Origin of the sequence: Bradyrhizobium sp. UNPF46 (genome assembly GCF_006658625.1) — a bacterium.
In the GTDB taxonomy this organism is placed as follows: domain Bacteria; phylum Pseudomonadota; class Alphaproteobacteria; order Rhizobiales; family Xanthobacteraceae; genus Bradyrhizobium; species Bradyrhizobium nitroreducens.
On the sequence record NZ_LFJB01000027.1, the window covers coordinates 155679 to 180766 of the forward strand.

The following is a 25088-nucleotide window of genomic DNA, read 5'->3' on the forward strand; positions in this document are numbered from 1 at the left end:
GCGCGGGTGGGTCTTAGACCAGTTTTCGGGGCGGCGAAACCCCGAAAAATGCCCATCAACCGGCAATTTTGACCGGTTTTGGCCGGGCCTGCCAGCCACGGGCGAAGTGGACCAGAAGCGAGGCTGCAACGCTCGTTCCGCCGATCCAGCCGAGGTCGTTCGGGGAGAGGGTGGCCAGCACCGCGCCACCCAGTGCTCCGCCGATGGCGAAGCCGAGATACATGGCGGAGGCGTTGAGCGAGAGCGCGATCATCGAGGCCTGCGGCTCGATCCGGATGATGCTGGCGATCTGGGCCGGATAGAACGCCCAGCCCGAGATGCCCCAGAGGAAGATCGCGCCCAGCACGGCGTAATGGGCCTGGCCAGGCATCAGCTTCAGGACCAGCGAATGCAGGATCAGCGCCGCCGCCATGCCGGCAAGCCCGAGGCCGGCGGTGGCGAGCGTGCCGAGCCGGTCGGCCAGCACGCCGCCGAGCATGTTGCCGATCGCCGCCGCGCCGCCAAACACCAGGAGCGCCAGGCTGATCTGCGAGGCGTCGAAGCCGAGGCTGCGCAGTGGAACCGCGAAATAGGTGAACACGGTGAAGCCGCCGAGCGCCCATAAGATCGTGATCAGAAGTGCGACCACGACATGCCCATGGCGCGCCACCGCCAACCGCTCGCCGAGCGAAGCCGTGTTGCGCGGCAGGCCGCGGGGCAGGCCGAGCAGGAGGCCCGCGAGCGCGACAGTGCCGATCAGGGCGACCATGGCAAAGGTCGCGCGCCAGCCGAGCCAGCTGCCGACGAGATTGCCGAGGGGGACGCCGATGACAGTGGCAATCGTCAGGCCCGAGGTGACCAGTGCCACGGCGCGGCCGCGCCTTTCAGGGGAGGCGACGGCCACCGATACGGCCAGCGCCGTCGGCATGCACAGGCCTGAGCCGAGCGCCATCAGCATCCGCGAGGCCAGCAACAGGGCGTAATTTGACGCCACCATCGCCGCGAGGTTTCCGGCAACGAAGGTCGTCAGCGCCAGGGCCAGCACGGTGCGGCGGTCGATATTGTTCAGCGCCACCGCCAGGATCGGGGATCCCACGGCATAGGTGAGGGCGTAGGCGGTCACGAGCTGGCCGGCAGCCGAGACCGAAATCGAAAGATCGGCAGCGATCGACGGCAAAAGACCAGCAATCACAAAGCCTTCAGTGCCGATCGCAAAGGCCCCCAGGGCCAGCCAGAACACGCTCATTGGAAACAATCCCTATGTTCAATGTTTATTGAACAATTGAATGCACAGATGGACGATGTCAATCAGTTCAAGAACTATTGAACATTGCCGCCGTCTCACTATGATTCCCGTCATGAGCCGCACCCCGCTTCATCCCACCCGCGAGCAGATCGAGCTGCCGATGGTTCTGGATTGCCTGAGCGATCCGATCCGGCTCGCGATCGTCTACCAGCTCGCCCAGCAGGAACGTGTCAGCAGCGAGCTGCGGTGTGGCGACTTCAATGGCCTCAGCGGCAAGTCGAATCTCGCCTACCACTTCGCCAAGCTGCGCGAATGCGGCCTGATGCAGACGCGCGTCGCCGGCACCAACCGCTTCATGCGGCTGCGCCGTGAGGATATGGACGCGCGCTTTCCCGGCCTGCTGGATGCCGTGATCAAATCAGCGGCGAAGGATGCGGACAGGTTGCAGCTGATGGCTGGGTGTGAGGTGGTTGAGGCGGATTGAGGTCGCGGCGGTCAGTCCGTCTTCGCTTCCGCTTCGCTCCAGCTACGCCGGACACGCTTCGTCCATTCGGGCCTTGCGTGGCTGCGCCACGCGTAGCCCCGAAGGGGCGAAGCGTGGAGACCCGGCCTGGATTTGAACCAGGATGAAGAGCGTTGCACCGCCCTCGCGTAGACGCTTCCGCCACCGGGCCGTCGCCATCATGTCCGATTGCAGTGCGGCAAGCTACAACGGTGAATTGTTATGCTTAACGAACCAGCGGCGGCCGGGCGACGAAGGTCATTCGCCAGCGATTATGGCCGATATTGGTGTGGGCGCGCTGAACCGCGAAGCCCGCGGCCCTCAGCTTGGCGGTGATTTCGTCCTCGCTGTAGCGCTGCAGCCCGATGCGCGTGCGCAAATGGCGGTAATCCGACAGCGCGGTGCTGATCAGCCCGATCAGCGCGTCCTTCAGGAAGCCGTGCCGCAGGCCGAAGCCGAGCAGCGCCACGACGTCCCTGAACATGCCGACATTGGGCTGCAGGATGTCCCCCAGCACCAGCTTGCCTGATGGCGTCAGGATCCGGCGGATGTTGAGAAGCGCGGCATCGAGCTCGTCCGGCGTCATGTACTGCGCGACCGAGTTCATCACCACGAGGTCGATCGACTGGTCCTGCATCTTGCGGACGTCGTCGAGCGAGCGGACGCGGATCTTGGTGTTCGGCGCAAACCGCGCGATCAACCGGCCGCGTACGCCCGGCGCGGGCTCGGCGAGGATCAGCTTGCCGCAGGCGGCTGCCACCTGGCTCGCCGACAGCGCCTCGCCGCAGGCATAGTCCAGCACGACCGCGTCGGGCGAAGTGATGTAGCCGATGATGTCCCGCGCGATGATCTGGAAGTGCAAGTCGCGATGCAGCTTGCTGACATAGATCGTGTGCGTGGAGTCGTAATAATCGATCCAATCGTCCATGGTATCCCGCCCAGCGGTTCCCCAGCTTGGAACCGCGCTGCCCGCCTTGCGTTAGGGGTGCGACGGCGCGCCGTCAATGTCCGCGTCCTAACAGGAAGGTTTCCCGTGAGCAAAACCAACAACAAGGTCTCGCCCGATCTCGATACCCCCACCGATCTGTCGCCCGACGGGGTCAAGAAGGTCTCTGAGGCGCTCAACGTGCTTCTGGCCGACGCCTTCGCGCTGTATCTGAAGACCAAGAACTTCCACTGGCACATCAGTGGGCGGCACTTCCGGGACTACCATTTGCTGCTCGACGAGCAGTCCGACCAGATCTTCGCCACCACCGACCAGCTCGCCGAGCGCGTCCGCAAGATCGGCGGCACCACGCTGAAGTCGATCGGCCAGATCGCCAAGCTCCAGACCATCAAGGACAACAACGAAGATTACGTCCCACCGCGCGAGATGCTGCGCGAGCTGATGCAGGACAACAAGCACGTCGCGGCCGCGATGCGCAAAGCGCACGACGTCTGCGACAAGGCCGAAGACGTGGCGAGCGCCAGCCTGCTCGAGAATTTCATCGACGAGACCGAGCGCCGGACCTGGTTCCTGTTCGAGGCGACGCGTCAGGAAGGCGGCAACGAGGCGTAACCGGGATACCGTAGACTGGGCAAAGGCGCGCTTCTTTGCGCGCCGTGCCCACCATCCCTCTCGATCGCGAGAAATGCGTGGGCACGCTCCGCTTTGCCCACACGCGCGCCTGGCTACCGCCACAGCCGCATCAATGCCCCGTCCTTCCCCGTCACGGGATCAGCCGGCGGCATTGCGACTTGCGGAATCATCTTCAGCGCCTTCGCGTGGTTCTCTGCCGTTGCGCGCGTGATCTCCATCTTCGCCCCGGGCGGATAGGCGCCGATCACGCAGAAATCACGGCTCGCCTTGATGCATTGATGACCGGTGCCCGCCGGCAGGATCGCGACGTCGCCGGCCTTGATGTCCAGCTCCTGGCCGTGGTCGCCGCCGAAGCGGACGCGCGCGCTGCCGCGGGCGACGCCGAGCACCTCATGCACCGTCGCGTGGTAGTGCAGATAGTCGTAGACGCCGTTGCGCCACGTGCCGCCCCAGCCGTTCGCTTCGAACAGATCTTCGATGGTCTCCTCAGGTCGCTCGGGATCGAGCTTCACCGCGCCCTGGTAGACCAGGAAGGGACGGATGTTGTTCGGCACGAGCCCGTCATCCTCGAATATGATGGAGAGCGGCTCGGCATTGTCGCGGACGGCGGACATGGCGGGGCTCCGGGTAACAAGCGTTTGGGGATCAAGACGATGCACGTCCCCTTGTTCCTGCGCCGCTCCGCGCCGGCTTGACGGAGATCAAGGCACGGGCAGCCAATGGCGGGCACGCAAATCGAACCGAAAGAAAAAGGGAACGCCATGTACGCATCCGACGTTGCGCAGCGGCATTTTTCGGCGGCCGTCGACGAGGCGGAGACGTCCGGCCTTGGGCACGAAGCCGTCTGCCGCGCCTTGCTGGGTCTCGTGATCTCGAAATATCTGGAAACGAGGTCCGTCGCCGACATCCAGGCGGAGCTGCGCTTCATCGCCGAGAATTGCGACCCCGACACGGACTTCATGTTCATGCGCCCGTGACGGGCCCCGTAGCCGGCGGCATCGTCCGCCGGCGTTCTCGTCCTATGCGCGCTTCTTCTGCCGCATCAGATCCGCGAAGCGCTGGAACAGATAGTGCGAGTCGCGCGGCCCCGGTGAGGCCTCGGGGTGGTACTGCACCGAGAACACCGGCTTGCCGTCGAGCTGGATGCCGCAATTGGAGCCATCGAACAGCGAGATGTGGGTCTGCGTTGCGCCCTTCGGCAGCGTCGCCTCGTCCACGGCAAAGCCGTGGTTCATCGAGGTGATCTCGACCTTGCCGGTGGTCTCGTCCTTGACGGGATGATTGGCGCCGTGATGGCCCTGATGCATCTTCTTGGTCTTGGCGCCGACGGCGAGGCCGAGCATCTGGTGTCCCAGGCAGATGCCGAAGGTCGGCGTGCCTGACTTGATGACGTCCTGGATCACGGGCACGGCATATTTGCCCGTTGCGGCCGGATCGCCCGGACCGTTGGACAGGAACACGCCGTCCGGATTCATCGCCAGGATGTCTGCGGACGAGGTCGTCGCCGGTACCACCGTCACCTTGCAGCCGACGCCGGCGAGCAGGCGCAGGATGTTGCGCTTGATGCCGTAGTCGATGGCGACGACGTTGAACTCAGCCTTGTCCTGGCGGCCAAAGCCCTTGTCCCAGATCCAGGGCGTCTCGTCCCAGGTGAAGCGCTGGCCGCTCGTCACCATCGGCACGAGGTCCATGCCCTCGAGGCCGGGCCATTCGCGGGCTTCTTCCTTCAGGCCGTGCAGGTCGAACTCGCCGTTCTTGGCGTGCGCGATCACGGCATTGGGCATGCCCTTGCTGCGGATCAGCGCGGTCAGGGCGCGGGTGTCGATGCCGGAGAGGCCGATGATGCCGCGCGCCTTGAGCCAGGCGTCGAGATGCTTGGTGGCGCGGTAGTTCGAGGGATCGGTGATCGCGGTGCGCAGGATCACGCCCCGCGCGCCCGGCGTCGCCGCCATGTTCACCGTCTCGATATCCTCGTCGTTGGTGCCGACGTTGCCGATATGCGGGAAGGTGAAGGTGATGAGCTGGCCGGCATAGGAGGGATCGGTGAGGATCTCCTCATAGCCGGTCATCGCGGTGTTGAAGCAGACCTCGCCGACGGCGTGGCCTTCGGCGCCGAGACCAAAGCCTTCGAGCACCGTGCCATCGGCAAGCACGAGGAGCGCGGTCGGTTTGTGGTCCGGCCAGGCGGGATCGTTGTCATGTTGTGTCATGAGCGCGTTTCATAGTCCCCGCGAGCGCCGCCGTCAAAGCGCAGATGCGCCGATTCACATGCGTTTTTGCATATTTGACAGGCCTCCTCCCGCCCTTAAGCTCGGCCGCACAATTTCCGGCAATTTCCTGGGCTTGCGAGGCAATAATGGACCAGACCATCCCGATTCTGCTGGTTCCGGGGCTGGCCTCGTCAGCCCGGATCTATGCCCCTGTGGTGCCCGCTCTATGGCGGTTTGGTCCCGTGATGATCGCCAATCATATTCGCGACGACAGCATGGCTGATATCGCCGCCCGGGTGCTGAGCGAGGCGCCGCCGCGCTTCGCGCTCGCCGGCCATTCCATGGGCGGCTACATCGCGCTCGAGATCATGCGCCAGGCGCCCGAGCGGGTGGCCAAGCTCGCGCTGATCAACACCCAGGCCCGGCCCGATACGCCGGAGGCGACCACGCGCCGCCGCGGCCTGATGGAGCGCGCCAGGCGCGGCGAGCTCCGAGCCATTCGCGAGGAGAGCTTTCCGGAGCTCGTGCATCCGTCGCGGCGCGACGATGCCGAAATTCTCAAGCTCGTGCACGCGCAGGACGAGGACGTCGGCGTCGAGGGTTATCTGCGGCAGCAGACCGCCATCATCGCGCGGGTGGATTCCCGGCCGACGCTGGCGACGATCACCTGCCCGACATTGGTGCTGACGGGCGATGCCGACAACACCATTCCCAACGCGTTCTCGAAGGAGATGGCCGAGGGCATCGCCGGCGCAAGGCTCGCGATCCTCGAGCGCTGCGGGCACCTGCCGCAAGCCGAACAGCCGGAAGCGACCGCACGGGCGCTGACCGAATGGCTAAGGCACTAGCTTAGCTCCCTGCCCAGACGAACACACCTATTTGCCGCCTTAACCTAAGTAGATGAGCAGACTAAAATGTTCTATTTTAGATGGATGGTTCATACATTGGAGGATGTAATGTTTTTGTTGCACCCAATCTCTTGGATAGACCAGCAGTTATCCAATCGAGGAGTAAAGCTAGAGCGTTGGGCAATTTGGGCCTTATGGGTTGCGGCCCTGTTGGTTGCTTTATGGGCCTTGAATTACGCCCCCATATTTAACGCGCTGGGTCAAATATTACCCGCTGTGTTCACTACTGCAGGAGCAATCGCCATTGCGATCTTGACCCATTTATTTGCGCAATTGCGTGAACAAGAGAACCAACAGCGTCGCGCCTTGCAAGACAACTACATGGAGGTTTTGGGTGATATCGGGGGCTTGATACGCGAAAGAGCTCCCAACGATAGATTCTCTGGGATTCATCTCAAGACGCGAGTAGTCGGCTCGAACGCCGTCATTGAGGCATCGAAGCGGCTCATGGAGGTTGAGACGGACAGAGACAGGTGCAAAGCGCTAGACGATCTAATTGCGGCAATGCGGGCCGATGTCGGCATGGGCAAAATCGAGGTTGCTCTGCCGACGACCATCTTTATGGTACCTAAAGCACCGGGTGGGTTGAACCCAGAGAAATGAAGGCTGTTGATCATGCTGCGCGACGACATCAACAATGCGGTCAAGGAGGCCATGAAGGCCAAGGACGAGCGCAAGCTGTCCACGCTGCGCATGGTCAACTCCACCATCAAGAACGCCGACATCGACGCCCGCGGCCAGGGCAAGCCGCCGCTCTCGGATGCCGACCTGCTCGGCGTGTTTCAGAAGATGATCAAGCAGCGCCAGGAATCGGTCGAGCTCTACGAAAAAGGTGGCCGCGCCGAGCTCGCCGCCCAGGAGCGCGAGGAGATCGCGGTGATCTCGGCCTACCTGCCGAAGCAGATGGCCGATGACGAGGTGAAGAAGGCGATCGCGGACGCGATCGGCGAGACCGGCGCCAGCGGCATGAAGGACATGGGCAAGGTGATCGCCGTGCTGCGCGCGAAGTACGCAGGGCAGATGGATTTCGGCAAGGCCAGCGGCTTGGTGAAGGCGGCGCTGTCGGGCTAAGTCGTCATTCCGGGGCACGCGTCGCGTGAACTGGGATGCGCAATTGCGCATCAGAGAATCCATCGCGCTGCTGAGTCCGTTGCTTAATGGATTCCGGGCTCGCGCTACGCGCGCCCCGGAATGACAAGAAGAACAAGGGAGGCAACCGATGACCGGCGCCGTCAAACCGTTCCGCATCGCGATCAGCGACGACATCCTCGCCGACCTCAAGTCGCGCCTGGCGCGCACGCGCTGGCCTGACGCTGAGCTCGTCGACGACTGGAGCCAGGGCGCGCCGCTGAAATGGGTCCGGGAGGTCTGTAACCACTGGGCGAATGGCTATGACTGGCGCGCTCGCGAGGCGAAGCTGAACCGCTTCGCGCAGTTCACCACCGAGATCGACGGGCTCGACATCCACTTCATCCACGTGCGCGCGAAGCAGCCGAACGCGCTGCCGCTGATCATCACCCATGGCTGGCCAGGCTCGATCGTCGAATTTCAGAAGGTGATCGCGCCGCTCACCGATCCGGCCGCGCATGGCGGCAATCCCGCCGATGCCTTTCACGTCGTCTGTCCCTCGCTGCCGGGCTTCGGCTTCTCGGCCAAGCCCAAGACAACCGGCTGGGGTGTCGACCGCATCGCTGCGACCTGGGCGAAGCTGATGGAGCGGCTGGGCTATACGCGTTACGGCGCGCAAGGCGGCGACTGGGGCTCGGCGGTGACGACCTCGCTCGGCGCGCAGGACCCCACGCATTGCGCCGGCATTCACATCACGCTCGCCTTCAACGCGGCACCGAAAGTCGAGGGCGAGCCGACGGCGGAGGAGAAGCGCGCACTCGCCGGCCTCAAGCACTATGTCGATCTCGATTCCGGCTATTCCAAGCAGCAGTCGACGCGCCCGCAGACGCTCGGCTATGGCCTGACGGATTCGCCGAGCGGGCAGGCGGCCTGGATCCTGGAAAAATTCTGGGCCTGGACCGATTGCAATGGCCACCCCGAGAACATCTTCACCAAGGATGAGCTGCTCGACAACGTCATGCTCTATTGGGCGACGGAGACGGCGACCTCCTCGGCGCGGCTCTACTGGGAGAGCTTTGGCAAGCGCCGTACGACGCCTGTGGTCAAGGTGCCGACCGGCGTCGCCGTGTTTCCCAAGGAGATCATCACGCCGGTGCGGCGCTGGATGGAGCCGAATTTTTCGAGCATCACCCATTGGAGCGAGATGGAGAAGGGCGGCCATTTCGCCGCGTTCGAGCAGCCGGAACTGTTCGTGCGCGATGTTAGGAAGTTCTTTGCGACGGTGCGGTAACGCCCCTCTCTCCGTCATTCCGGGCGACGCGTCAGCGTCGAGCCCGGAATCCATCACGCGGCGTTTTCTGTGGCCCGATGGATTCCGGGCTCGCCCTTCGGGCGCCCCGGAATGACGGCGCGGGACTTGTCCCACGCGTTCGCGGCCCTAGACTGCACGATAACAACGAGACACCGGGAAACGATCCAAGCCCATGCTCACCGAAGCCAACACCTACGACGAGCTCGTCCGCAATTTCCGCTGGGACATCCCTGATCGCTTCAACATGGCGGAAGCCTGCTGCGACCGGCATGCCGACGGCACCGGCCGCCTGGCGCTGATCTATGTCGACGAGAACGGCGCGACCAGCCGCACCTCCTTCGACGAGGTCGCCGAGATGTCGCGCCGCTTCGCCAATGTGCTGAAGGCGGACGGGCTTGTCCGCGGCGACCGCGTCGCGGTGTTCCTGTCGCAGTCGCTGGAATTGCCGATTGCGCATATGGCGGCGTTCCGCTCCGGCATGATCTCGATCCCGCTGTTCGCGCTGTTCGGCGAGGACGCGCTGGAATTCCGCCTGTCGAACTCCGAAGCCAAGGCCATCGTGACCGACGAGGGCGGCTGGGAGAAGCTCGCGAAGATCCGCGACCGCCTGCCGGATCTGAAGAATGTCTATGTCGTCGGCGCACGCGCGCCTTCGGGCACGACCTCGTTCTGGGACGCGGTGAAGGCCGCATCGCCGGACTTCACGCGGGTCGATACGTCGTGCGACGATCCGGCGCTGATCATCTACACCTCGGGCACCACGGGCAATCCGAAGGGCGCGCTGCATGCGCACCGTGTCGTGCTCGGTCATCTGCCGAACGTGGAGATGTGCCACAACTTCTTGCCCAGGCCCGGCGATCTCATGTGGACGCCGGCGGACTGGGCCTGGATCGGCGGCCTCGTCAATGGCCTGCTCGCATTCTGGTATCACGGCATTCCCCTGGTCGGCCATCGTGCGCGAAAGTTCGAGCCGCAGGCGGCGATGCAGATGATGGCCGATCTTGGCGTGCGCAACGTCTTCCTGCCGCCGACCGCGTTGAAGCTGATGCGGCAGGCCGGCGTGAAGCATCCGGGCGTCAAGCTGCGCAGCATCTTCACGGGCGGGGAATCGCTCGGCGGCGAGCTGCTCGGCTGGGTGCGCGAGACGTTCGGCATCGACGCACATGAAGTGTTCGGCCAGACCGAGTGCAATCTCGTGATCGGCAGCAACTCCAACCTGTTTCCGATCCGCCCGGGATCGATGGGCAAGGCGACGCCGGGCTTCGACGTCCGCATCGTCAACGACAAGGGCGAAGAGCAGCCGCGCGGCCAGCGCGGAATCATCGGCGTGCGCCAGCCGTGCCCCGTCACCATGCTCGAATACTGGCGCAATCCCGAGGCGACGGCGAAGAAATATGCCGGCGAATTCCTGCTCACCGGCGATCTCGGCGTGCAGGACGAGGACGGCTATTTCTGGTACGTCAGCCGCGAGGACGACGTCATCACCACCGCAGGCTATCGCGTCGGCCCGTCCGAGATCGAGCACACGCTGATGAAGCATCCCTCGGTGGCCATGGCCGCGGTCGTCGGCATTCCCGATCCGATCCGCACCGAATCGATCAAGGCCTGGATCGTGCTGCGTCCGGGCTTTACCGGCAACGATGCGCTCGCGCGAGAAATCCAGGAGTTCGTCAAGGTGCAGCTCGCCGCGCACGAATATCCGCGCTTCGTCGAATTCGCCGAGACGCTGCCGATGACGGCGACGGGCAAGGTGCTGCGGCGCGAGCTGCGGGCGAGAGGTTAACTTCCCGACATGGCCAAGACGTCTCAAGCCGCGGGACTTCACCGCGCCTCGCTCGACAAGCTGCACGATCTCGATGCGGCGCTGGAGCTCATGTACTACGGCTGGCGCGGCATGACGCTGGAGGCCGACGCATACCTTGGGAAGCAGGGCCTGTCGCGTCCGCACCATCGCATCCTCTACGTGGTGGCGCGCCGTCCGGATATCGCGATCGGCTCGCTGCTCGAGGTCCTCGGCATTTCCAAGCAGGCGCTCAACCGGCCGCTCAATCTGCTGCTGGAGCGCAAGTTCGTGACGTCCAGGCGCTCGCCCGAGCAGCACCGCTCGAAATTGCTGCGCCTGACGGCTGCCGGGCAGCGTATCGAGCAGCGCGCATCCGACCACGAACGCAACGTCATGCGACAGGCGTTCGATCGGGCCGGGGCATCCAGCGCAGCGGCCTGGATGGCCGTCATGGAGGCGATCGCCGACCACAATTGACGAATCTCAAGTCAATATAGTTGACATGAGGAGCCGGCTTTGCCACCTTCCTCGCCGACGAGCGAGGGGGAGGGCCGCGTCATGAGCGGACAGACGATGAATCGCGCGGCGGCCGGACCCTTTGTCGCGGCATGGTGCGCCAGCTGGTGCAAGGTCGATATCGACGCCGTCGTCGCGCATTTTGCCGATGACGCGCAGATGCGCAGCCCGCTGGCGTTGACGCTGACCGGCTCGCCGGTCGTGAGCGGCGCCGACAACATCCGCGCCTATTGGCGGAAGGCCTATGGTCACGTCGAAAGCGCGGACCTCAAGATATTGAGCTGGAGCTGGGACGAGACGATCGCGCGGCTGACCGTGTGGTGGCAGCTCGGCGACACGCGCGCCAGCGAGTTCATGGATTTCGACGAAACGGGGCGCGTCGTCCGCAGCGAAGCCTTCTACGGAAAATAACCATGCGTCTTTCAGATATCGTCCTGCTGCTCAACACGCTCTGGTTCGTCGGCGCCTTCATCCAGTTCAGCATCGCGCAGCGCAACACGCTGAAGATCCTGTTGCCGCGGGAAGAGCGCAGCAATCCGATTGCGCCGACCCTGGCGGCCAGCGTTGCGTTCCTGGGCGGAATGAACCTGCCGATCGGGCTGTTGTCACTCTATCTTCTCGCAGCGCGTCCGGCTTTCTTCCAGCCGGTCGAGGCGCAGCTTGCGCTGTTCCTGTTCTTTTCGGCCTGCCATTTCAGCCAGTTCGCCTACAACCTCCCGGTCCTGATGCGCGGCGGCCGGGTCGGGGTGGCCTACTGGCCGGTGTTGAAGGGGCCGATGCTGCGAATCTTCGTCATCGACGCGGGCCTGTTCGCGGCCAATCTCGCCGTGGCGCTTCGGCTCGCGATCGCGCCCTGATCTACCGCGGCGGCTCCGAAAGCGCGGCCCGCAGCATCGCGGCGAGATCCTTGCGCCGGAACGGTTTGGTCAGAATGCGCGCGTCGATCCCGTCGGGCGTCTTGACCGGATTTTGGCTGTAGCCGGAGGTGAAGAGCACCTTGAGACCAGGCCGCAACTGAATCGCCTGCCGCGCCAGCTCCGGCCCGAACAGGCCGCCGGGCATCACGACGTCGGTGAACAGCAGCTGGATGTCCCCCGCTTGGCGCAGCACGTCCAGCGCCGCAGGCCCGTTCGACGCCACGATGACGCGGTAGCCGAGCGCCTTCAGCTCGTTCTCGACATAGGCTCGCACCATGTCGTCGTCCTCGACGACGAGGACAGTCTCGTGCCCGTCGGGTGCGGTGACGCGCTCTGCCGGCCGCGGCTCCTCGTTCGGCGGCGTCGAAAGGCGGGGAAAGAACAGCCTGACGACGCTGCCTTGACCCGGTTCGGACTGCATCTGAACGAGGCCGCCGGATTGTTGCGCGAAGCCATAGACCATGCTGAGGCCAAGGCCCGTTCCCTTGCCGACTTCCTTGGTGGTGAAGAACGGCTCGAACGCGCGCCCCAACACCTCGTTGCTCATGCCGGTTCCGGTATCCTTCACAGCCAGCATGACGTAGTCGCCCGGATGCGGCTCGCCGTTGACGTCGAGATCGGAGTCACCAAGCGAGGCGTTGCACACCTCGACCATCAGCTTGCCGCCGTCAGGCATCGCATCGCGCGCGTTGAGCACGAGGTTGAGCACGGCCGTCGCCAACTGGCCGGGATCGACGCTGGCAATCCATAGATCCGGCGCGAAAGTGAAGCTCGACTCGATGTGCTCGCCCAGGGTTCGCCGCAGCAGCTGCTTCATGCCGGTCACCTGCTCGGCAATGTCGATCTCGCGCGGCCGCAGCGGCTGCTTGCGCGCGAAGGCGAGCAGGCTCCGTGTCAGGTCGGAACCGCGCTCGGCGGCGGTGGCGATGTCGTTGGCGATCCGGTGCAGCTCCTTGTTGCCCGCAAGCCGGTCGGCGAGGTGCTCCGAGTTGCCGAGAATGACGGTCAGCAGATTGTTGAAATCGTGCGCCACGCCGCCGGTGAGCTGGCCCATGGCTTCCATCTTCTGGGACTGGCTGAGCTTGTGGCTGAGATCCGCGATGGCGGCGCGCTGCTGCTCGAGCGACTCGGCCGTGCTGTTGAGCAAACTCATCAAGCCGCCGAGCTCGCCGCCCGGATGGGGCTCCGGAATACGCGCGCTGAGATCGCCGCGCCCAAGGCTCTTTGCCATCGCCGCGAGCCGCCCGACCTGTCGTCCGATGCTCACGGTCGTGAGGATCCATAGTCCGGCGAGCAGCAGCAGCGAGGCCACCGCGAGAATCGCCATGTCCTCGTAGAGCCGGCGGTTGGCCGCCGCGACCAGTTCGTCCTTGGATCGTCCGACCAGGATGTAGAGGCCGGCCTTGCGGATCGAGGGCGAGCGGGCAACGCCCCAGATCTGCGTGCGGCCGCCGCCGTCGGTGATCTCCCGGAACGGCTCGCCATCGGGCGCTGCGGCAAAGCGGAACAGGTCGGAGCCCGCAATGGATCCGCCGACGGGCACGCTCGAGCCGCCACCCTTGGGTGCAGCCAGGACCGTACCCTTGGCATCGACGAAGAGGATGTCCTTCTTGCCGAGCAGCCGCTTGTCGTGAAACTCCGCGAATTTGTTCAGGTTGAACGATGCGAGCAGCACGAACTTCAGCGCGCCCGCATCCGATCGCACGGGGTAGGCGATCTGGAGCACCGACAGTCCGGTGAGACGGCCGAACACCGGCTCCACCGCGACGACGCCCTCAAGCCCTTTGACCTGTTTGAAATAGCCGCGGTCGTTCAGGTCGAGCGTGCGGTTGGTCCGCAGCGAGTCACAGAACAAGCTGCCATCGGGATCAATCGTCAGGATACCAGTGAACTGCGGATATTCCTCGCGGACATCCGACAGAAACGCCGAGCACGCCGCCTTGTCGCGGGTGTCGAGGTCGCGGGCCCGGGCTAAACCGTAGTGGAGCTGGGCGGTACCCTGAATCTTCTCGTCCAGATCGCTGGCGATGTCGTCGGAGGATGCTGCCAGATTGGCCAGGGCGGCGTTGATCTCGCTGGACCTGTTCTGGACGAAACGCAGCCCGACGAGGCTCGCCGGCACCAGCATGGCCGCGATGACGAGGATCAGTAACCGGGTACGCAGGCTCATCGATAGGCGATCCGCTCTCAGGCGAGGGTGCTCGGAGGTACAATTTGAGGCACGATCATCTGCCCCGTCCATAGCCGTCGGCCCGAAAATCGCACCAAAGGCTAAAGATTTCGCATCGCAAGCATGGTTGCTTCGCCGCCACTTTTCGCGCCGGCCGGCATCAAGTTGCGCCTCCGCGCGGCCGCGCTAATATCGCGGCATGCGCGCGACGAAAGATCGCGCCGATGTGCGGAGGAAGCTGATGTCCATCTCGGGCAAGGTCGATCCGGTGGTGCGTCCAGTCGCGACGACTGACATCGCCGAGGCACTGGTCGAAGGCTTGCGCGATTTCCAGGCGGTGCCGCTTTACGGGCTCTGCTTCGGCGCGCTCTACACGGCCGGCGGCATCGCGATCATGCTGTGCCTGACCGCCTTCGGCATGGTCTATCTCGTCTATCCCCTGGCGGCAGGCTTTGCGCTGATCGGACCGTTCGTGGCGATCGGCCTCTACGAGGTCAGCCGCCGCCGCGAGCGCGGCGAGCCGGTTTCCTTCGGTGCGATCTGGTCGGCCGTGCGCTCGCGCAGCGAGATCGGATGGATGGCATTCGTCACGCTGTTCGTGTTCGTGGTCTGGATGTACCAGGTGCGGCTCCTGATCGCGCTGCTGCTCGGCCTGCACGCCTCGTTCTCGAGCTTGCAGGAATTCATGACGGTGGTGCTGACGACCAATGAGGGCCTGCTGTTCCTCGCCATCGGCAATGCGGTCGGTGCCGTGCTGTCGCTGATCCTGTTCTCGCTGACCGTGGTGTCGTTTCCGCTGCTGCTCGACCGCGAGGTCGATTTCGTCACGGCGATGGTGACGAGCGTGCGCGCGGTCGTCACCAGTCCGTTGCCGATGATCGGCTGGGCCGCCGTCATCGTGATGCTGCTCATCGTCTCGGCACTGCCTTACTTTCTCGGCCTGATCGTGACGCTGCCCGTGCTGGGCCACGCGACCTGGCATCTGTACCGGCGGCTGGTGGCGCCGGTGTAAAGTCGTCGCCTCGGAATAGGTCGTCGCCCCGGCGAAGGCGGGGGCTTCGCGCGTCCCGGGACGACAGTGCCGTAGGATGGGCAAAGCGAAGCGTGCCCACGCGTCTGTTGCGATATCGGCTCGATCGTGGGCACGGCGCAAGTGCGCCTTTGCCTACCTACGATTCCGAGTTCGCGGATGCAGACCCGGTCTCGCCTACGGCGTCTTGATCCCCATCGCCTTCAACGCATCGAGCATGCGCTGGGGCGGGCCCATCTTCACCGCCAGCGGCTTGCCGGTTTCCAGCAGGCTCTTGAGGCTGGACAGGATCGCGGGCCAGCCGGACCGGCCCCCGGCGAGGATATCGTCGCTGAGCGGCCGGTCGTGGCCTTCGCTCATGGTGAGCCGGACCGCATCGCCGGCCTGTTCGATCTCGTAGGTCACGAGGGTCGGCCCCAGCTTCTCGATCAGCTCAGGCCAGTTCACGTTGAACGTGACCGAGAGCTTCCGCGGTGGATCGTAGGCGAGGACCTCGCCGCTGATGTGCAACGCGCCGTCAGGCGTGCGCACGATGAACGCACCGCCAAGGCGAGGCTCGACCTCCACGGTGTTGCCGAAGAAATACTGCCTGCTGAACTCGGCCGAGGTCAGGGCGTCCCACACTTTCTCCGGCGTCGAGGCGATGTAGATGGTGTAGACTGTCAGCGGTTTGAACTGATCGAGCTTCATTTCGCGTCGAATCCCTTGTTGAGAGCTGCGCGCGGGATGGCGAGCACCTGGCCCCTCTCCAGCAGGCTCTTCAGCCCGGACAGGATCGCCGGCCAGCCATTGGAGACGGCGCCGAGATACTTTCCGCCCTCGACGAAGCCGTCATGCAGCACGGTCAAACGCACCAGCGAACCGAACGGTTCGATGGTGAAGACGACGCGCGAGATCGGCTCGCGGCGGAGCTCCTCGAACTTGTGGTGCTTGAAGCTGTAGGACAGTCGTCGCGGTGGATCGGATTCCAGGATCTCGCCGGAATCGGTGATCTCGCCGTCGAGCAGCAGCGCAAACGGCGAGCCGAGCTTCCAGTCCGAGCGGACCTCGGCGCCAAACCAGTACTGCCTCGTGAACTCGCTCGACGTCAGCGCCTCCCACAGCTTCTCCGCCGTGGTCTCAATATAGGTCACGTAGACGAACTCGGGCTTACTCATCGCGCTTCTCCAACTGACGTTTCAACTCGCCGAGCGCGGCGAGCTTGCCGCGCTCGAATTTCCTGATCCAGCGCTCGCCGATCTGATGGATCGGCACCGGATTGAGATAGTGCAGCTTCTCGCGGCCATGCCTGATGGTCGTGACGAGGTTGGCCTCTTCGAGAATGACAAGGTGCTTGGTGACGGCCTGCCGCGTCATGGCGAGGCCCTCGCAGAGTTCGTTCAGCGTCTGGCCGTTCCTGGCGTGAAGCCTGTCCAAGAGCGAGCGTCGTGATGCATCGGCGAGCGCTTTGAAGACCTCATCCATGGCAGCGATAATAGGCAACCAAATGGTTGCATGTCAAGATGGTGTGTTGGGCACGCATATTCGGCTGTGTTAGCGTCGAAGCTCCGCCAGCACAGATTGGTTCCGGGAGGACATTGATGTTCCGCTGCATCTTGCCTGCTGCCGCCCTTGTCCTTTTCGCGTGCAGCTCTGCGACCTACGCGCAGCAGCAAACGATCGGCGCGCCGCCTGAAGCCTCCAACATGAAGCTCGTCGGCAGCAATGATCTGCAGGCCCGCAGCGCCTATCAGCCGACCATCCATCACCAGGGCGATCGCTGGATCGCCTATATCGGTCATCACGGCGGCACCGACGACGTTCCCGCACCCGTCAATCCGATGACAGGCAAGGCCGAGCCGAACGGAACCTCGATCGTCGACGTCACCGATCCCGCCCGTCCGAAATATCTGCGGCATCTGCCGGGACAGGAGGGCAAGTACGAATCCGGCGGCGCGCAGATGGTGCGGGTCTGCGACGGCAAGTCGTTGCCGAAGGGCGATCCCACCGCGGTCTACATGCTCAGGACCTTCGGCGGCGAGGCGCATGAGATCTGGAACGTCACCGATCCCGCCAGTCCCGTGCTGATCACGCGCATCGGCGGTCTAAAGGACACGCACAAGAGCTGGTGGGAATGCGACACCGGCATTGCCTATCTCGTCTCGGGCGCGCCGGACTGGCGCACGCGGCGCATGACGCAAGTGTATGATCTCTCCGATCCCGCGCGCCCGCACAAGATCCGCGACTTCGGCCTGCCGGGTCAGGAGCCCGGCTCGACCGGCGCGGTGCCGACCGAGTTGCACGGGCCGATCTCGACCGGGCCCAACGGCAACCGCGTCTATTTCGGCTACGGCACCGACAAGGACGGCATTCTGCAGATCGTCGATCGCGACAAGCTGCTGAACGGGGCAAAGGAGCCGACGCCGGACAATCTGCGCTATCCCGAGATTGCGCGCATGCCGATGTCCGCCTTCAACGGCGCGCACACGACGTTTCCGATGCTCGACATGCCCATCGCCGAATTCTCCGAGGACAAGGACGGCAAGACCCGCGACATCGTGATGATCGTGAATGAAGCGATCCTCAACGAATGCGGTGAGGCCAGGCAGATGGTGTGGTTCGCCGACGTGACCACCGAGACGCGGCCGATGATGATCTCGAGCTACACCGTGCCGGAGGCCAGCGGGCGGTTCTGCCAGCGCGGCGGCCGCTTCGGCGCGCATTCCTCGAACGAGAGCATGGCGCCGGTCTATTACAAGAAGATGGCCTTCATCGCCTTCTTCAATGCCGGCGTGCGCGCGCTCGACATCCGCGATCCCTATCACCCGAAGGAGGTCGGCCATTTCATCCCGGCGATCACGGCTGCGACCGACAAGCGCTGCATCCCGATCGAGGGCGGCGAGCGCTGCAAGGTCGCGATCCAGACCAACAACGTCGAGACCGATGACCGCGGCTACATCTACATCGTCGACCGCGCCAATACCGGTTTGCACATCCTCGAATTGACGGGGGCAGCGCGCGCGGCCGCCGGCCTGCCGAGGAATTGACGATGCGGCGCGGGGCGCTAGCGTGCGCGGAGACGATGAGCGCGCTTCCGTTCCCGCCCGTCCCATGCATTAATACCTCCAAACCGCTCCCGAGCCCGAGTCCCTCCCATGATGTCCATGCAAGCCTATTTCGCCTTCCTCGCCGCCTGCATCGCGCTGGCGCTGCTGCCGGGGCCGATCGTCACGCTCGTCATCGCCAATGGCCTGCGCCATGGCACCCGCGCCGCGCTCACCAACGTGGCCGGCGCGCAGGCGGGTCTCGCCATCGTGATCGGCATCGTCGCAATCGGCCTGACCTCGCTGATGGCGACCATGGGCTACTGGTTCGACTGGGTGCGTTTTGCCGGCGCCGCTTATCTGGTCTGGCTCGGCATCAAGCTGATCTGGGCGCCGGTCGAGGGCGTCGAGCTCGACACGCCGCCTCCGCCGCCGCGCGGCGGCTTCTTCCTGCAAGGGTTCCTGGTGCTGCTGTCGAACCCGAAGGTGCTGGTGTTCTTCGGCGCGTTCATCCCGCAATTCATGGACATGAGCCAGCCGCACTTTCCGCAGGTCGCGCTTCTCGGCGCGACCTTCATGGTCACCGCCGTGATGACGGACGCGCTCTATGCCATCGCCGCCGGGCGGGCGCGAAAGTTCTTCTCGGCCCGCCGTACCCGGATGATGTCGCGCATCTCCGGCGGCTTCATGATCGGCGGCGGCATCTGGCTGGCGCTGACCCGGGCAAAATAACCTCCAGGCCGGGCCGGACCGGCTTGAACCCTTCGCGGCGGCACAGCGTCCAATCGGGCATTGCCGCCGACGAAGGATTTTTGCCGTGCCGAATTTGCCCCCGCTGGTTTACGCGATGCTGCTCGCGCCGCTCGCGCTCGTCCTGATTGCCGCGATCGTCAAGACCTGGCAGGTGCGCGAGGCGCGAGGCTGGCCGCAGGCGGCAGGCAAGGTCGTCACCTCGGTGGCCGAGGTGCGCGAGGTCAGGGTGTCCGATGACGAGCGCGAGGACGGCTATCGCACCGAGAGCCGCAATTTCGCGAACGTCACCTACGAATATTCCGTCGGTGGCCGCAAGCTGCGCTGCAACCGCATCTCGATCGGCGAGGACCTCGGCAATTTCCAGGTCGCCGAGAAGCTGGCGAAATATCCCGCCGGCAGCATCGTCACCGTCTATTACAATCCGCGCCACCCCGATCAGGCCGTGCTGGAGCGCGACCTGCCCAAGGGCCTGTGGGGCTGCCTCGGCATCGGCACGGCGATCGTGCTCGCCATCATCTTCGGCTCGGTCTTCGGCCTCAACCAGGGCTACCAATATCTCGCCCATCACATCGGCCGGCCGGATCTTGCCGGCCTCGTCGTCGCCTTCGGCGCGTTCGGCCTCGTCATCGCGCTGATGGCGTGGGTGGTGCGGCGGCAGGCCTCGATGGCGACGCGCTGGCCGGTCGTGCCGGGCACGATCAAGCTGTCGGGCGTCGAGGAGTATCACGAGGCCAGCGAGGCGGGCGAGGCGCGCGGCCTCGAGATGTTCGGCAAGCGCGTGACCTACACCTATCGCTATCAGAACATCAGCTACACCAATGAATGCGCGCGCGTCGCGGCGGAAACGCCTGACGCCTCCGACGAGATGCTGAAGAAGCTGATGTCGCGCTACCAGGACGGCGCTACCGTCGAGGTGCGCGTCAATCCCGACAATCCGGCGGAGGCGACGCTCGACGTTCGCGCCGACGGCCGCATGGCTTATGTGTTGTGGGGCATCGCCGCGATCTTCGCCGCGCTTGCACTGTTCGTCGCAACGCGCGGCGGCTAATCGACCGGCAGCTCGGTCCGCAACTCCACCTCGATCTCGCCAAGGATCCTTGCCAGCCGTTCGGCCCATTGCTGCTGGCCGGCGTGGTCCGCGATCAGATCCTGCCGGACCTCGATGCCGGTGTTGACGAGGCCGCGCCCTTCGCCGTGGACGGGGATGGTGTAGTCGGTGAGATCGCTGACGGCGTAGGGCTCGTTGTCACCGACGACGAGGTCGCCTTGCCCGCGCAGATGCTTCAGCAGCAGATGCGGCAGCACGGTGTCGCGGTTGTACAGCGCGCCGATGTGCCAGGGCCGCGCGACGCCGGCATAGACGGGCGTGAAGCTGTGCAGCGACACCAGCACCGTCGGCCGCTTGTCGTGCAGGCGGGTGTCGATCGTGGCACCGATGCGATCATGATAGGGCTTGAAGATCTCGCGGCGCCGCGCCGCGCGCTCCCTGTCCGAAATCCCTTCGTTGCGCGGGATCGCGGTGGCTTCGGAGATGACGGGGATCGAGCTTGCCGCCGCGGGCGGGCGGTTGCAGTCGATCACCAGCCGCGAATAGCGCTGCGCGATCAGATGCGCATCGAGCATCTCGGCCAGCCGGTCGGCGACGCCGGCAATCCCGATGTCCCAGCCGATGTGCCTGACGAGCTCGCTTTCCGCGATGCCGAGATCGCCGAGCGCGCGTGGCAGCGCCCGTCCGTAGTGATCCGAGGTGAGCAGGAAAGGCGATGTCCCTGCCGCATTCACCTCATGCACGGGAGAAATATCGCCCTCGCCGAGCAGTTGATCGGCCGTCTCGGCCGTCTGCAAATCCATCCTGGTTGCCTATGAAACGATAATTTGTCTAAACGGAGTAACCTGATTGCACCGACCTCGCAACGTTAGACCAGCATGACCTCCGATCGCCTCTTCGTCTACGGCACCCTGATGCGCGGCTTCGACCATCCGATGGCGCGGCTGCTGGCGGGCCACGCGGATTTCCTGGGTGAAGCGACCTGCCGCGGCCGGCTCGTCCTGGTGAAGCATTATCCGGGACTGCTGCTGTCGGACGCGGCCTCCGACATCGTCCATGGCGAGCTCTTTCAGATGCGCGTGCCTGACGAGCTGCTGGGCGAGCTTGACATGTACGAAGCCTGCGGCGAGGGCTTTCCGGAGCCGACCGAATATCTGCGCCAGCTGGTCGATGTGACGCGCACCGATGGCAGCGTCGGGAAGGCCTGGACCTATGTCTACAACTGGCCGGTCACCGATCTGCCCCGCATCGAGTCCGGGCGCTTTCTGAATCACTAGGCCGACAGCACTTCCTTCACCACGCGCACGTCGACTTCGCGCTCGACGTAGCTCCACTCCTCGGTCCGCCTCAGCATGCCCACCAGCTCCTCGAACAGCGAGGCGTGCGCGGGCGCGAATTCGAACCAGGTCAGGAAATCGAAGGGCTCGCCGAGGTCGCGGCAGTGATAGAGCTGGCGCGCGATCGCGGGCAGGAAGCGAAGACTGCTCGCGATGTGGTGCGACTTCTCCTCGAAGATCCTGCGGCGCTCCTCCTGCGTCAAATCCCACCAGGCCTGCGACTTGCGGATCGGGATCAGCGCCGCGCTGGTTGCCTCCACCCGGCCGAGCCCGGCCTGCACCGCCACCAGCTGCTCCTTCTCGGCCCGTTCGGTGTAGCGCAGGCTGCTGGCCACGCCGACCAGCCGCCAGGCATTGCGCGAGGGCACCAGCGGCAGAGAGACGGCCTCGCTGTCGGTCACCGACAGCGCAGGGACGAAGGGCAGGGGCTCGCCCGTCACAGGCGAAATCGAGGTCACCCGCCAGCCCCCGCTCTGGCCGCCTCGAAAGGTCCTGAACATGGCGCTATGGAAGCGTGGAACCGGGCGCGGTTCAAGGCCCGTCTGTCCGGCACCCAGACGATTTGCTGGGTCAGGCCCGTTTTTTTGGCTTGGACTTCTGTTGCATGTAGGAACGCAGCACCGCATTCATGCGCCGCTGATAGCCCTCACCCTCGCGCTTGAAGAAGTCGAGCACGTCCTCGTCGACGCGGATCGAAATGGCCTTCTTCTTGGGCGGCACGACCAGAACAGCATCCGACCAATCGATGTCGATCGGCACTGCATCGGGATCGTTTGCGACGGCCTCAGCGATCTCTTCGTCAGTCAGTGCATCGACGCGCGCCCAGTCGGTCTTACCCTTGCGGCGCTCGCCCCATGCTCTTGTTACGATACGCTCTTTCTTCATTCTTCCGTGCGCGGCGTGCCGAGATTATTCGGAGGGTGTTTGCTCGTCGCGTAAAAGCAACGGCGATCAGCCTTTCCCCTAATAAACCTATCGCGAGCCAGCGCTCCTCGTTGTGACGATCAGATCGACGAAGAAGAAGCGGTCCCTCAAAGACCTCAATTGCATCTTCGAAGTCGATTCCATGTTTGACGAGGTTTGAGTTGTTTTTGCCCTCGTCCCATTCAAATCCTTCGAACGATTCACGATCGAGACTGTCTGTCATCCCTGGAATCCGTGTAGTAGTCGGTTTGGGTCCGCTACCCTCAGGGGTTCCACTCCATCGCATTTTCTTCTGATTGCCGCTACGTATATACAGAAGTATATACGTAGTCAACGTATTGATTGCAGCTGGAGGCTTGACTGTGAACAGCGCGGATAACCCGCCTAAACCTGACTTCTGGCCGGGCCGCACCTATATCCCTGATCCTTCGCCCGACTCACTTTGGATTGCGCTAGACACAGCCCATGCGCTTCACACCCCAGTTCCTCGACGAGCTTCGTGCCCGGCTTTCGGTCTCCGAAGTCGTGGGCAAGCGCGTCAAGCTGAAGAAGGCGGGGCGGGAGTGGAAGGGGCTGTCGCCGTTTCAGCAGGAAAAGACGCCGTCCTTCTACGTCAACGACCAGAAGGGCTTTTACCACGACTTCTCCTCCGGCAAGCACGGCGACATCATCTCCTTCGTGATGGAGACCGATGGCCTGCCGTTCGCGGAAGCCGTGGAGCGGCTCGCCAGCATGGCGGGGCTGGCGCTGCCGGCGGTGACGCCCGATGCGGCGCGGCAGGAGCAGCGGCGCCGCACGCTGCATGACGTCATGGATCTCGCCGCGACCTATTTCGCGGAGACGCTGGCCTCGCGCTTGGGCGCGAAAGCGCGCGGCTATCTCGCCGACCGGGCGATCTCGCCGGCGACGCAGTTGCAGTTCCGCCTCGGCTACGCCTCGCCCGATCGCTTCGCGCTGAAGGAGCATCTCGGCAAGCTCGGCGTCTCCGTCGAGGACATGGTCGAGACCGGCCTGTTGATCGGCGGCGACGACATCCCCGTTCCGTACGATCGCTTCCGCGACCGCGTGATGTTTCCGATCACGGATCTGCGCGGCCGTGTCATCGCCTTCGGCGGGCGTGCGCTGGAGAAGGACGTTCCGGCAAAATACCTGAACTCGCCGGAAACGCCGCTCTTCCACAAGGGCGACAATCTCTACAACCACCAGACCGCGCGCAAAGCCACTCATGACGGCGCATCGCTGATCGTGGTCGAGGGCTATGTCGACGTCATCGCGATGGTCACCGCGGGCTTTTCCGGCACTGTCGCGCCGCTCGGCACCGCGCTCACCGAAAGCCAGCTCGCACTGCTCTGGAAGATGGCGGACGAGCCGATCCTCTGCTTCGACGGCGACCGCGCCGGGCAGAAGGCGGCTTATCGTGCCGCGGATCTTGCCCTGCCCTACCTCGCGCCCGGAAAGAGTCTTCGTATCGCGCTGCTGCCGGAAGGGCAGGACCCCGACGATCTCGCCCGCTCCGGCGGCCGGGGCGCGATCGAGGAGGTGATCGGAGCTGCCCGTCCGCTCGCCGACATGATCTGGTCGCGCGAGCTCGAAGGCGGCAATTTTGCCACGCCCGAGCGGCGTGCCGCGCTGGAAGCGCGCATCAAGGAGCTGACCAACGGCATCCGCGACGAGGTGGTGCGGCGCTATTATCGCGACGAATTCGTCGAGCGGCTGCAGCGTACCTTCGCCCCCGAAGGCGGGCGCGGCGGCTTCGGCGGCCGCGGCAATTTCCGCCAGGGCCAGGGCGGCCGCCCATTCCAGTCCGGGGGTGGGGGAGGCGCGAATCGATTCGGCGGCCAGAGATTTGGCGGAGGATTTGGCGGCGGGCGCCGCGGGCCGTCTGGCCCCACCCCGCTACCGTCGGGCCCCTACCAGGCGGCCAGCCCCCAGCTGGCGGCCAGCCCGATCATGAAGGGCCAGCGCAGCGCCATCTCCCGCCGGGAGGCCCTGATCCTGCAATGCCTGATCAACCACCCCTGGCTGCTGCACGACCACCTCGAGGAGGTCGCGGCGCTGGAGCTTGCCCACCCCGAGGCCCACAAGCTCAGGGCCGGCATCATCGCCGCCTTCGCCAACGACCATCATCATTCGCCTGACCCCGAGGAGCAGGCCGAGAAGATGCGCGGCGATCTCGTGAAGGGAGGGTTTTCGCAGGTTCTTCAAAGGGTTGAGAACGGTATCACGACCGCGGCAGTGTTTGGCGCCCGTGAGGGCGCGGCGCGGGACGACGTTCTTGCCACCTGGCATCAGCTGGTTGCCTTGCATCGCCAATACCATTCACTACTTAGAGAGCTGAAGGATGCCGAGCTGGCCTTGGGGGACGACCCAAGCGAGGCTGACTGGACGTGGCTGCGTGATATCAAGGCTCGGCTGGCCGAGGTCGATGGCACCGAGGCCCTGATCGAGGGTTTTGGCGAGCTGTCGGGCCGGTTCCAGAAGAGCGTGTGATGAAAGAATCATGCGGACGGCCGAAGCCGGAACCGCTAAAAGACTCGCCAAATCCAAGGTTTGGCGACAAAACAGGGTTAATCGAGGCTTAACGGTCTTGTAGCACTTTGGCCCAGAGGCGGCCGCAGGCAGAACAGACGCGTCAGGAATGAATCCGCGCAATCGCTGTTGGCACTACACCTGCATCCGCTGCGACAAAGAGGCTGACGAAGCGTTAGGCAATTCCGGCGAGAGAGAGTTGGGGGTGGCGAGAGACATGTGCGCCGCCCTTTCCGTGTCGAGAGCTGCCGAAG

General features: G+C 64.5%; 29 protein-coding genes and 1 tRNA gene. 17 read left to right on the top strand and 13 right to left on the bottom strand.

All coding sequences use genetic code 11. The annotated features are described in order from the left end of the window. Positions 1 to 55 precede the first annotated feature (55 nt). On the bottom strand, positions 56 to 1225 hold the full coding sequence (locus tag UNPF46_RS13070; RefSeq protein ID WP_100178217.1) for an MFS transporter: 1170 nt from the start codon (positions 1223 to 1225) through the stop codon (positions 56 to 58). A gap of 112 nt (positions 1226 to 1337) precedes the next feature. On the opposite strand from UNPF46_RS13070, the gene UNPF46_RS13075 reads away from it, so the two are divergent. Beyond that, a complete protein-coding gene (locus tag UNPF46_RS13075; RefSeq protein WP_174719328.1) occupies positions 1338 to 1709 on the top strand; it encodes an ArsR/SmtB family transcription factor in 372 nt (123 codons plus the stop codon). Positions 1710 to 1823: 114 nt separating this feature from the next. Here UNPF46_RS13075 and UNPF46_RS37465 read toward each other — a convergent pair. Both UNPF46_RS37465 and UNPF46_RS13080 read right to left on the bottom strand, forming a co-directional pair. Beyond that, positions 1824 to 1899, bottom strand: a tRNA-OTHER gene (locus tag UNPF46_RS37465). A 54-nt stretch (positions 1900 to 1953) separates the two neighbouring features. After that, positions 1954 to 2655, bottom strand: a complete 702-nt coding sequence (locus UNPF46_RS13080) for a class I SAM-dependent methyltransferase (RefSeq protein WP_142250280.1) — start codon at positions 2653 to 2655, stop codon at positions 1954 to 1956. Positions 2656 to 2760: 105 nt separating this feature from the next. On the opposite strand from UNPF46_RS13080, the gene UNPF46_RS13085 reads away from it, so the two are divergent. Beyond that, positions 2761 to 3285: a Dps family protein gene (locus tag UNPF46_RS13085; RefSeq protein ID WP_100178220.1), complete on the top strand. Its 525-nt coding sequence runs from the start codon at positions 2761 to 2763 to the stop codon at positions 3283 to 3285. Between the two features lie 113 nt (positions 3286 to 3398). Here UNPF46_RS13085 and UNPF46_RS13090 read toward each other — a convergent pair whose 3' ends face one another. Continuing rightward, the gene (locus UNPF46_RS13090; protein ID WP_142250281.1) at positions 3399 to 3920 is read right to left on the bottom strand and encodes a hypothetical protein; all 522 of its coding nucleotides are present in this window, start codon (positions 3918 to 3920) and stop codon (positions 3399 to 3401) included. Between the two features lie 147 nt (positions 3921 to 4067). Here UNPF46_RS13090 and UNPF46_RS13095 point away from each other — a divergent pair, with 147 nt between their 5' ends. Beyond that, positions 4068 to 4283: a hypothetical protein gene (locus UNPF46_RS13095; RefSeq protein ID WP_100181279.1), complete on the top strand. Its 216-nt coding sequence runs from the start codon at positions 4068 to 4070 to the stop codon at positions 4281 to 4283. A 42-nt stretch (positions 4284 to 4325) separates the two neighbouring features. Here UNPF46_RS13095 and carA read toward each other — a convergent pair whose 3' ends face one another. Beyond that, positions 4326 to 5516: a glutamine-hydrolyzing carbamoyl-phosphate synthase small subunit gene (gene carA, locus UNPF46_RS13100; RefSeq protein ID WP_100178222.1), complete on the bottom strand. Its 1191-nt coding sequence runs from the start codon at positions 5514 to 5516 to the stop codon at positions 4326 to 4328. Between the two features lie 146 nt (positions 5517 to 5662). Between carA and UNPF46_RS13105 the strand changes: the two genes are divergently transcribed. From UNPF46_RS13105 to UNPF46_RS13140, 8 genes are all read left to right on the top strand, one after another. Continuing rightward, complete coding sequence (locus UNPF46_RS13105) at positions 5663 to 6364, top strand: alpha/beta fold hydrolase (protein ID WP_142250282.1); 702 nt, start codon at positions 5663 to 5665, stop codon at positions 6362 to 6364. Positions 6365 to 6472: 108 nt separating this feature from the next. Further along, positions 6473 to 7027, top strand: coding sequence for a hypothetical protein (locus tag UNPF46_RS13110; protein ID WP_142250283.1), 555 nt, complete (start codon positions 6473 to 6475; stop codon positions 7025 to 7027). Between the two features lie 12 nt (positions 7028 to 7039). Further along, positions 7040 to 7495 carry a GatB/YqeY domain-containing protein gene (locus tag UNPF46_RS13115; RefSeq protein ID WP_142250284.1) on the top strand — a complete coding sequence of 152 codons (456 nt, stop codon included), beginning with the start codon at positions 7040 to 7042 and terminating at the stop codon, positions 7493 to 7495. 148 nt (positions 7496 to 7643) lie between these two features. Further along, entirely contained in the window at positions 7644 to 8783 is a 1140-nt protein-coding gene (locus UNPF46_RS13120; protein ID WP_142250285.1) for an epoxide hydrolase family protein, read from the top strand. 193 nt (positions 8784 to 8976) lie between these two features. Then, positions 8977 to 10587 (top strand): acyl-CoA synthetase, encoded by a 1611-nt coding sequence (locus tag UNPF46_RS13125; protein ID WP_142250286.1) that lies wholly within the window; start codon positions 8977 to 8979, stop codon positions 10585 to 10587. Between the two features lie 9 nt (positions 10588 to 10596). Next, entirely contained in the window at positions 10597 to 11064 is a 468-nt protein-coding gene (locus UNPF46_RS13130; RefSeq protein ID WP_142250287.1) for a MarR family transcriptional regulator, read from the top strand. Between the two features lie 81 nt (positions 11065 to 11145). Then, entirely contained in the window at positions 11146 to 11514 is a 369-nt protein-coding gene (locus tag UNPF46_RS13135; protein ID WP_100178227.1) for a nuclear transport factor 2 family protein, read from the top strand. A gap of 2 nt (positions 11515 to 11516) precedes the next feature. Continuing rightward, a complete protein-coding gene (locus UNPF46_RS13140) occupies positions 11517 to 11960 on the top strand; it encodes a hypothetical protein (protein WP_142250288.1) in 444 nt (147 codons plus the stop codon). A 1-nt stretch (position 11961) separates the two neighbouring features. Here UNPF46_RS13140 and UNPF46_RS13145 read toward each other — a convergent pair whose 3' ends face one another. Then, the gene (locus UNPF46_RS13145; RefSeq protein ID WP_142250289.1) at positions 11962 to 14190 is read right to left on the bottom strand and encodes an ATP-binding protein; all 2229 of its coding nucleotides are present in this window, start codon (positions 14188 to 14190) and stop codon (positions 11962 to 11964) included. 241 nt (positions 14191 to 14431) lie between these two features. Between UNPF46_RS13145 and UNPF46_RS13150 the strand changes: the two genes are divergently transcribed. Continuing rightward, a complete protein-coding gene (locus tag UNPF46_RS13150; RefSeq protein WP_100181281.1) occupies positions 14432 to 15202 on the top strand; it encodes a DUF2189 domain-containing protein in 771 nt (256 codons plus the stop codon). Between the two features lie 195 nt (positions 15203 to 15397). Here the strand turns inward: UNPF46_RS13150 and UNPF46_RS13155 are convergent, their stop codons facing one another. Genes UNPF46_RS13155 through UNPF46_RS13165 form a run of 3 tightly spaced genes read right to left on the bottom strand, consistent with a single transcriptional unit; the run spans position 15398 to position 16684 of the window. Further along, positions 15398 to 15910: an SRPBCC family protein gene (locus tag UNPF46_RS13155; protein WP_100178230.1), complete on the bottom strand. Its 513-nt coding sequence runs from the start codon at positions 15908 to 15910 to the stop codon at positions 15398 to 15400. After that, positions 15907 to 16377 (bottom strand): SRPBCC family protein, encoded by a 471-nt coding sequence (locus tag UNPF46_RS13160; protein ID WP_100178231.1) that lies wholly within the window; start codon positions 16375 to 16377, stop codon positions 15907 to 15909. The genes UNPF46_RS13155 and UNPF46_RS13160 overlap by 4 nt, the downstream gene beginning before the upstream one ends. After that, positions 16370 to 16684 carry an ArsR/SmtB family transcription factor gene (locus UNPF46_RS13165; protein ID WP_063687468.1) on the bottom strand — a complete coding sequence of 105 codons (315 nt, stop codon included), beginning with the start codon at positions 16682 to 16684 and terminating at the stop codon, positions 16370 to 16372. The genes UNPF46_RS13160 and UNPF46_RS13165 overlap by 8 nt, the downstream gene beginning before the upstream one ends. Before the next feature lie 116 nt (positions 16685 to 16800). Between UNPF46_RS13165 and UNPF46_RS13170 the strand changes: the two genes are divergently transcribed. The 3 genes from UNPF46_RS13170 (at position 16801) to UNPF46_RS13180 (ending at position 20044) form a co-directional block, all read left to right on the top strand. Continuing rightward, complete coding sequence (locus UNPF46_RS13170) at positions 16801 to 18246, top strand: LVIVD repeat-containing protein (RefSeq protein WP_142250290.1); 1446 nt, start codon at positions 16801 to 16803, stop codon at positions 18244 to 18246. 108 nt (positions 18247 to 18354) lie between these two features. After that, complete coding sequence (locus UNPF46_RS13175; RefSeq protein ID WP_174719020.1) at positions 18355 to 18975, top strand: LysE family translocator; 621 nt, start codon at positions 18355 to 18357, stop codon at positions 18973 to 18975. 85 nt (positions 18976 to 19060) lie between these two features. Then, positions 19061 to 20044, top strand: coding sequence for a DUF3592 domain-containing protein (locus tag UNPF46_RS13180; protein ID WP_142250291.1), 984 nt, complete (start codon positions 19061 to 19063; stop codon positions 20042 to 20044). Here the strand turns inward: UNPF46_RS13180 and UNPF46_RS13185 are convergent. Continuing rightward, positions 20041 to 20847, bottom strand: coding sequence for an N-formylglutamate amidohydrolase (locus UNPF46_RS13185; protein ID WP_142250292.1), 807 nt, complete (start codon positions 20845 to 20847; stop codon positions 20041 to 20043). The genes UNPF46_RS13180 and UNPF46_RS13185 overlap by 4 nt on opposite strands. A gap of 75 nt (positions 20848 to 20922) precedes the next feature. Between UNPF46_RS13185 and UNPF46_RS13190 the strand changes: the two genes are divergently transcribed. After that, positions 20923 to 21321 carry a gamma-glutamylcyclotransferase family protein gene (locus UNPF46_RS13190; protein WP_100178235.1) on the top strand — a complete coding sequence of 133 codons (399 nt, stop codon included), beginning with the start codon at positions 20923 to 20925 and terminating at the stop codon, positions 21319 to 21321. On the opposite strand, the gene UNPF46_RS13195 is transcribed toward UNPF46_RS13190, so the two are convergent. The 3 genes from UNPF46_RS13195 to UNPF46_RS13205 form a co-directional block, all read right to left on the bottom strand. Continuing rightward, positions 21318 to 21881, bottom strand: coding sequence for a chlorite dismutase family protein (locus tag UNPF46_RS13195; RefSeq protein WP_142250293.1), 564 nt, complete (start codon positions 21879 to 21881; stop codon positions 21318 to 21320). The two genes, UNPF46_RS13190 and UNPF46_RS13195, sit on opposite strands and share 4 nt — an antisense overlap. A 70-nt stretch (positions 21882 to 21951) precedes the next feature. Further along, positions 21952 to 22266, bottom strand: coding sequence for a BrnA antitoxin family protein (locus tag UNPF46_RS13200; protein ID WP_142250294.1), 315 nt, complete (start codon positions 22264 to 22266; stop codon positions 21952 to 21954). Continuing rightward, complete coding sequence (locus UNPF46_RS13205; RefSeq protein ID WP_349628169.1) at positions 22214 to 22591, bottom strand: BrnT family toxin; 378 nt, start codon at positions 22589 to 22591, stop codon at positions 22214 to 22216. The genes UNPF46_RS13200 and UNPF46_RS13205 overlap by 53 nt, the downstream gene beginning before the upstream one ends. A gap of 179 nt (positions 22592 to 22770) precedes the next feature. Between UNPF46_RS13205 and dnaG the strand changes: the two genes are divergently transcribed. Beyond that, a complete protein-coding gene (gene dnaG, locus UNPF46_RS13210) occupies positions 22771 to 24795 on the top strand; it encodes a DNA primase (RefSeq protein ID WP_142250296.1) in 2025 nt (674 codons plus the stop codon). Positions 24796 to 25088 lie beyond the last annotated feature (293 nt).

Bases quoted from the DNA above. Each gene is read 5' to 3' on its own strand.
- UNPF46_RS13070 (WP_100178217.1), bottom strand. From the start codon at position 1,225: ATGAGCGTGTTCTGGCTGGCCCTGGGGGCCTTTGCGATCGGCACTGAA.
- UNPF46_RS13075 (WP_174719328.1), top strand. From the start codon at position 1,338: ATGAGCCGCACCCCGCTTCATCCCACCCGCGAGCAGATCGAGCTGCCG.
- UNPF46_RS13080 (WP_142250280.1), bottom strand. From the start codon at position 2,655: ATGGACGATTGGATCGATTATTACGACTCCACGCACACGATCTATGTC.
- UNPF46_RS13090 (WP_142250281.1), bottom strand. From the start codon at position 3,920: ATGTCCGCCGTCCGCGACAATGCCGAGCCGCTCTCCATCATATTCGAG.
- UNPF46_RS13095 (WP_100181279.1), top strand. From the start codon at position 4,068: ATGTACGCATCCGACGTTGCGCAGCGGCATTTTTCGGCGGCCGTCGAC.
- carA (WP_100178222.1), bottom strand. From the start codon at position 5,516: ATGACACAACATGACAACGATCCCGCCTGGCCGGACCACAAACCGACC.
- UNPF46_RS13105 (WP_142250282.1), top strand. From the start codon at position 5,663: ATGGACCAGACCATCCCGATTCTGCTGGTTCCGGGGCTGGCCTCGTCA.
- UNPF46_RS13110 (WP_142250283.1), top strand. From the start codon at position 6,473: ATGTTTTTGTTGCACCCAATCTCTTGGATAGACCAGCAGTTATCCAAT.
- UNPF46_RS13115 (WP_142250284.1), top strand. From the start codon at position 7,040: ATGCTGCGCGACGACATCAACAATGCGGTCAAGGAGGCCATGAAGGCC.
- UNPF46_RS13120 (WP_142250285.1), top strand. From the start codon at position 7,644: ATGACCGGCGCCGTCAAACCGTTCCGCATCGCGATCAGCGACGACATC.
- UNPF46_RS13125 (WP_142250286.1), top strand. From the start codon at position 8,977: ATGCTCACCGAAGCCAACACCTACGACGAGCTCGTCCGCAATTTCCGC.
- UNPF46_RS13130 (WP_142250287.1), top strand. From the start codon at position 10,597: ATGGCCAAGACGTCTCAAGCCGCGGGACTTCACCGCGCCTCGCTCGAC.
- UNPF46_RS13135 (WP_100178227.1), top strand. From the start codon at position 11,146: ATGAGCGGACAGACGATGAATCGCGCGGCGGCCGGACCCTTTGTCGCG.
- UNPF46_RS13140 (WP_142250288.1), top strand. From the start codon at position 11,517: ATGCGTCTTTCAGATATCGTCCTGCTGCTCAACACGCTCTGGTTCGTC.
- UNPF46_RS13145 (WP_142250289.1), bottom strand. From the start codon at position 14,190: ATGAGCCTGCGTACCCGGTTACTGATCCTCGTCATCGCGGCCATGCTG.
- UNPF46_RS13150 (WP_100181281.1), top strand. From the start codon at position 14,432: ATGTCCATCTCGGGCAAGGTCGATCCGGTGGTGCGTCCAGTCGCGACG.
- UNPF46_RS13155 (WP_100178230.1), bottom strand. From the start codon at position 15,910: ATGAAGCTCGATCAGTTCAAACCGCTGACAGTCTACACCATCTACATC.
- UNPF46_RS13160 (WP_100178231.1), bottom strand. From the start codon at position 16,377: ATGAGTAAGCCCGAGTTCGTCTACGTGACCTATATTGAGACCACGGCG.
- UNPF46_RS13165 (WP_063687468.1), bottom strand. From the start codon at position 16,684: ATGGATGAGGTCTTCAAAGCGCTCGCCGATGCATCACGACGCTCGCTC.
- UNPF46_RS13170 (WP_142250290.1), top strand. From the start codon at position 16,801: ATGTTCCGCTGCATCTTGCCTGCTGCCGCCCTTGTCCTTTTCGCGTGC.
- UNPF46_RS13175 (WP_174719020.1), top strand. From the start codon at position 18,355: ATGATGTCCATGCAAGCCTATTTCGCCTTCCTCGCCGCCTGCATCGCG.
- UNPF46_RS13185 (WP_142250292.1), bottom strand. From the start codon at position 20,847: ATGGATTTGCAGACGGCCGAGACGGCCGATCAACTGCTCGGCGAGGGC.
- UNPF46_RS13190 (WP_100178235.1), top strand. From the start codon at position 20,923: ATGACCTCCGATCGCCTCTTCGTCTACGGCACCCTGATGCGCGGCTTC.
- UNPF46_RS13195 (WP_142250293.1), bottom strand. From the start codon at position 21,881: ATGTTCAGGACCTTTCGAGGCGGCCAGAGCGGGGGCTGGCGGGTGACC.
- UNPF46_RS13200 (WP_142250294.1), bottom strand. From the start codon at position 22,266: ATGAAGAAAGAGCGTATCGTAACAAGAGCATGGGGCGAGCGCCGCAAG.
- UNPF46_RS13205 (WP_349628169.1), bottom strand. From the start codon at position 22,591: ATGCGATGGAGTGGAACCCCTGAGGGTAGCGGACCCAAACCGACTACT.
- dnaG (WP_142250296.1), top strand. From the start codon at position 22,771: ATGCGCTTCACACCCCAGTTCCTCGACGAGCTTCGTGCCCGGCTTTCG.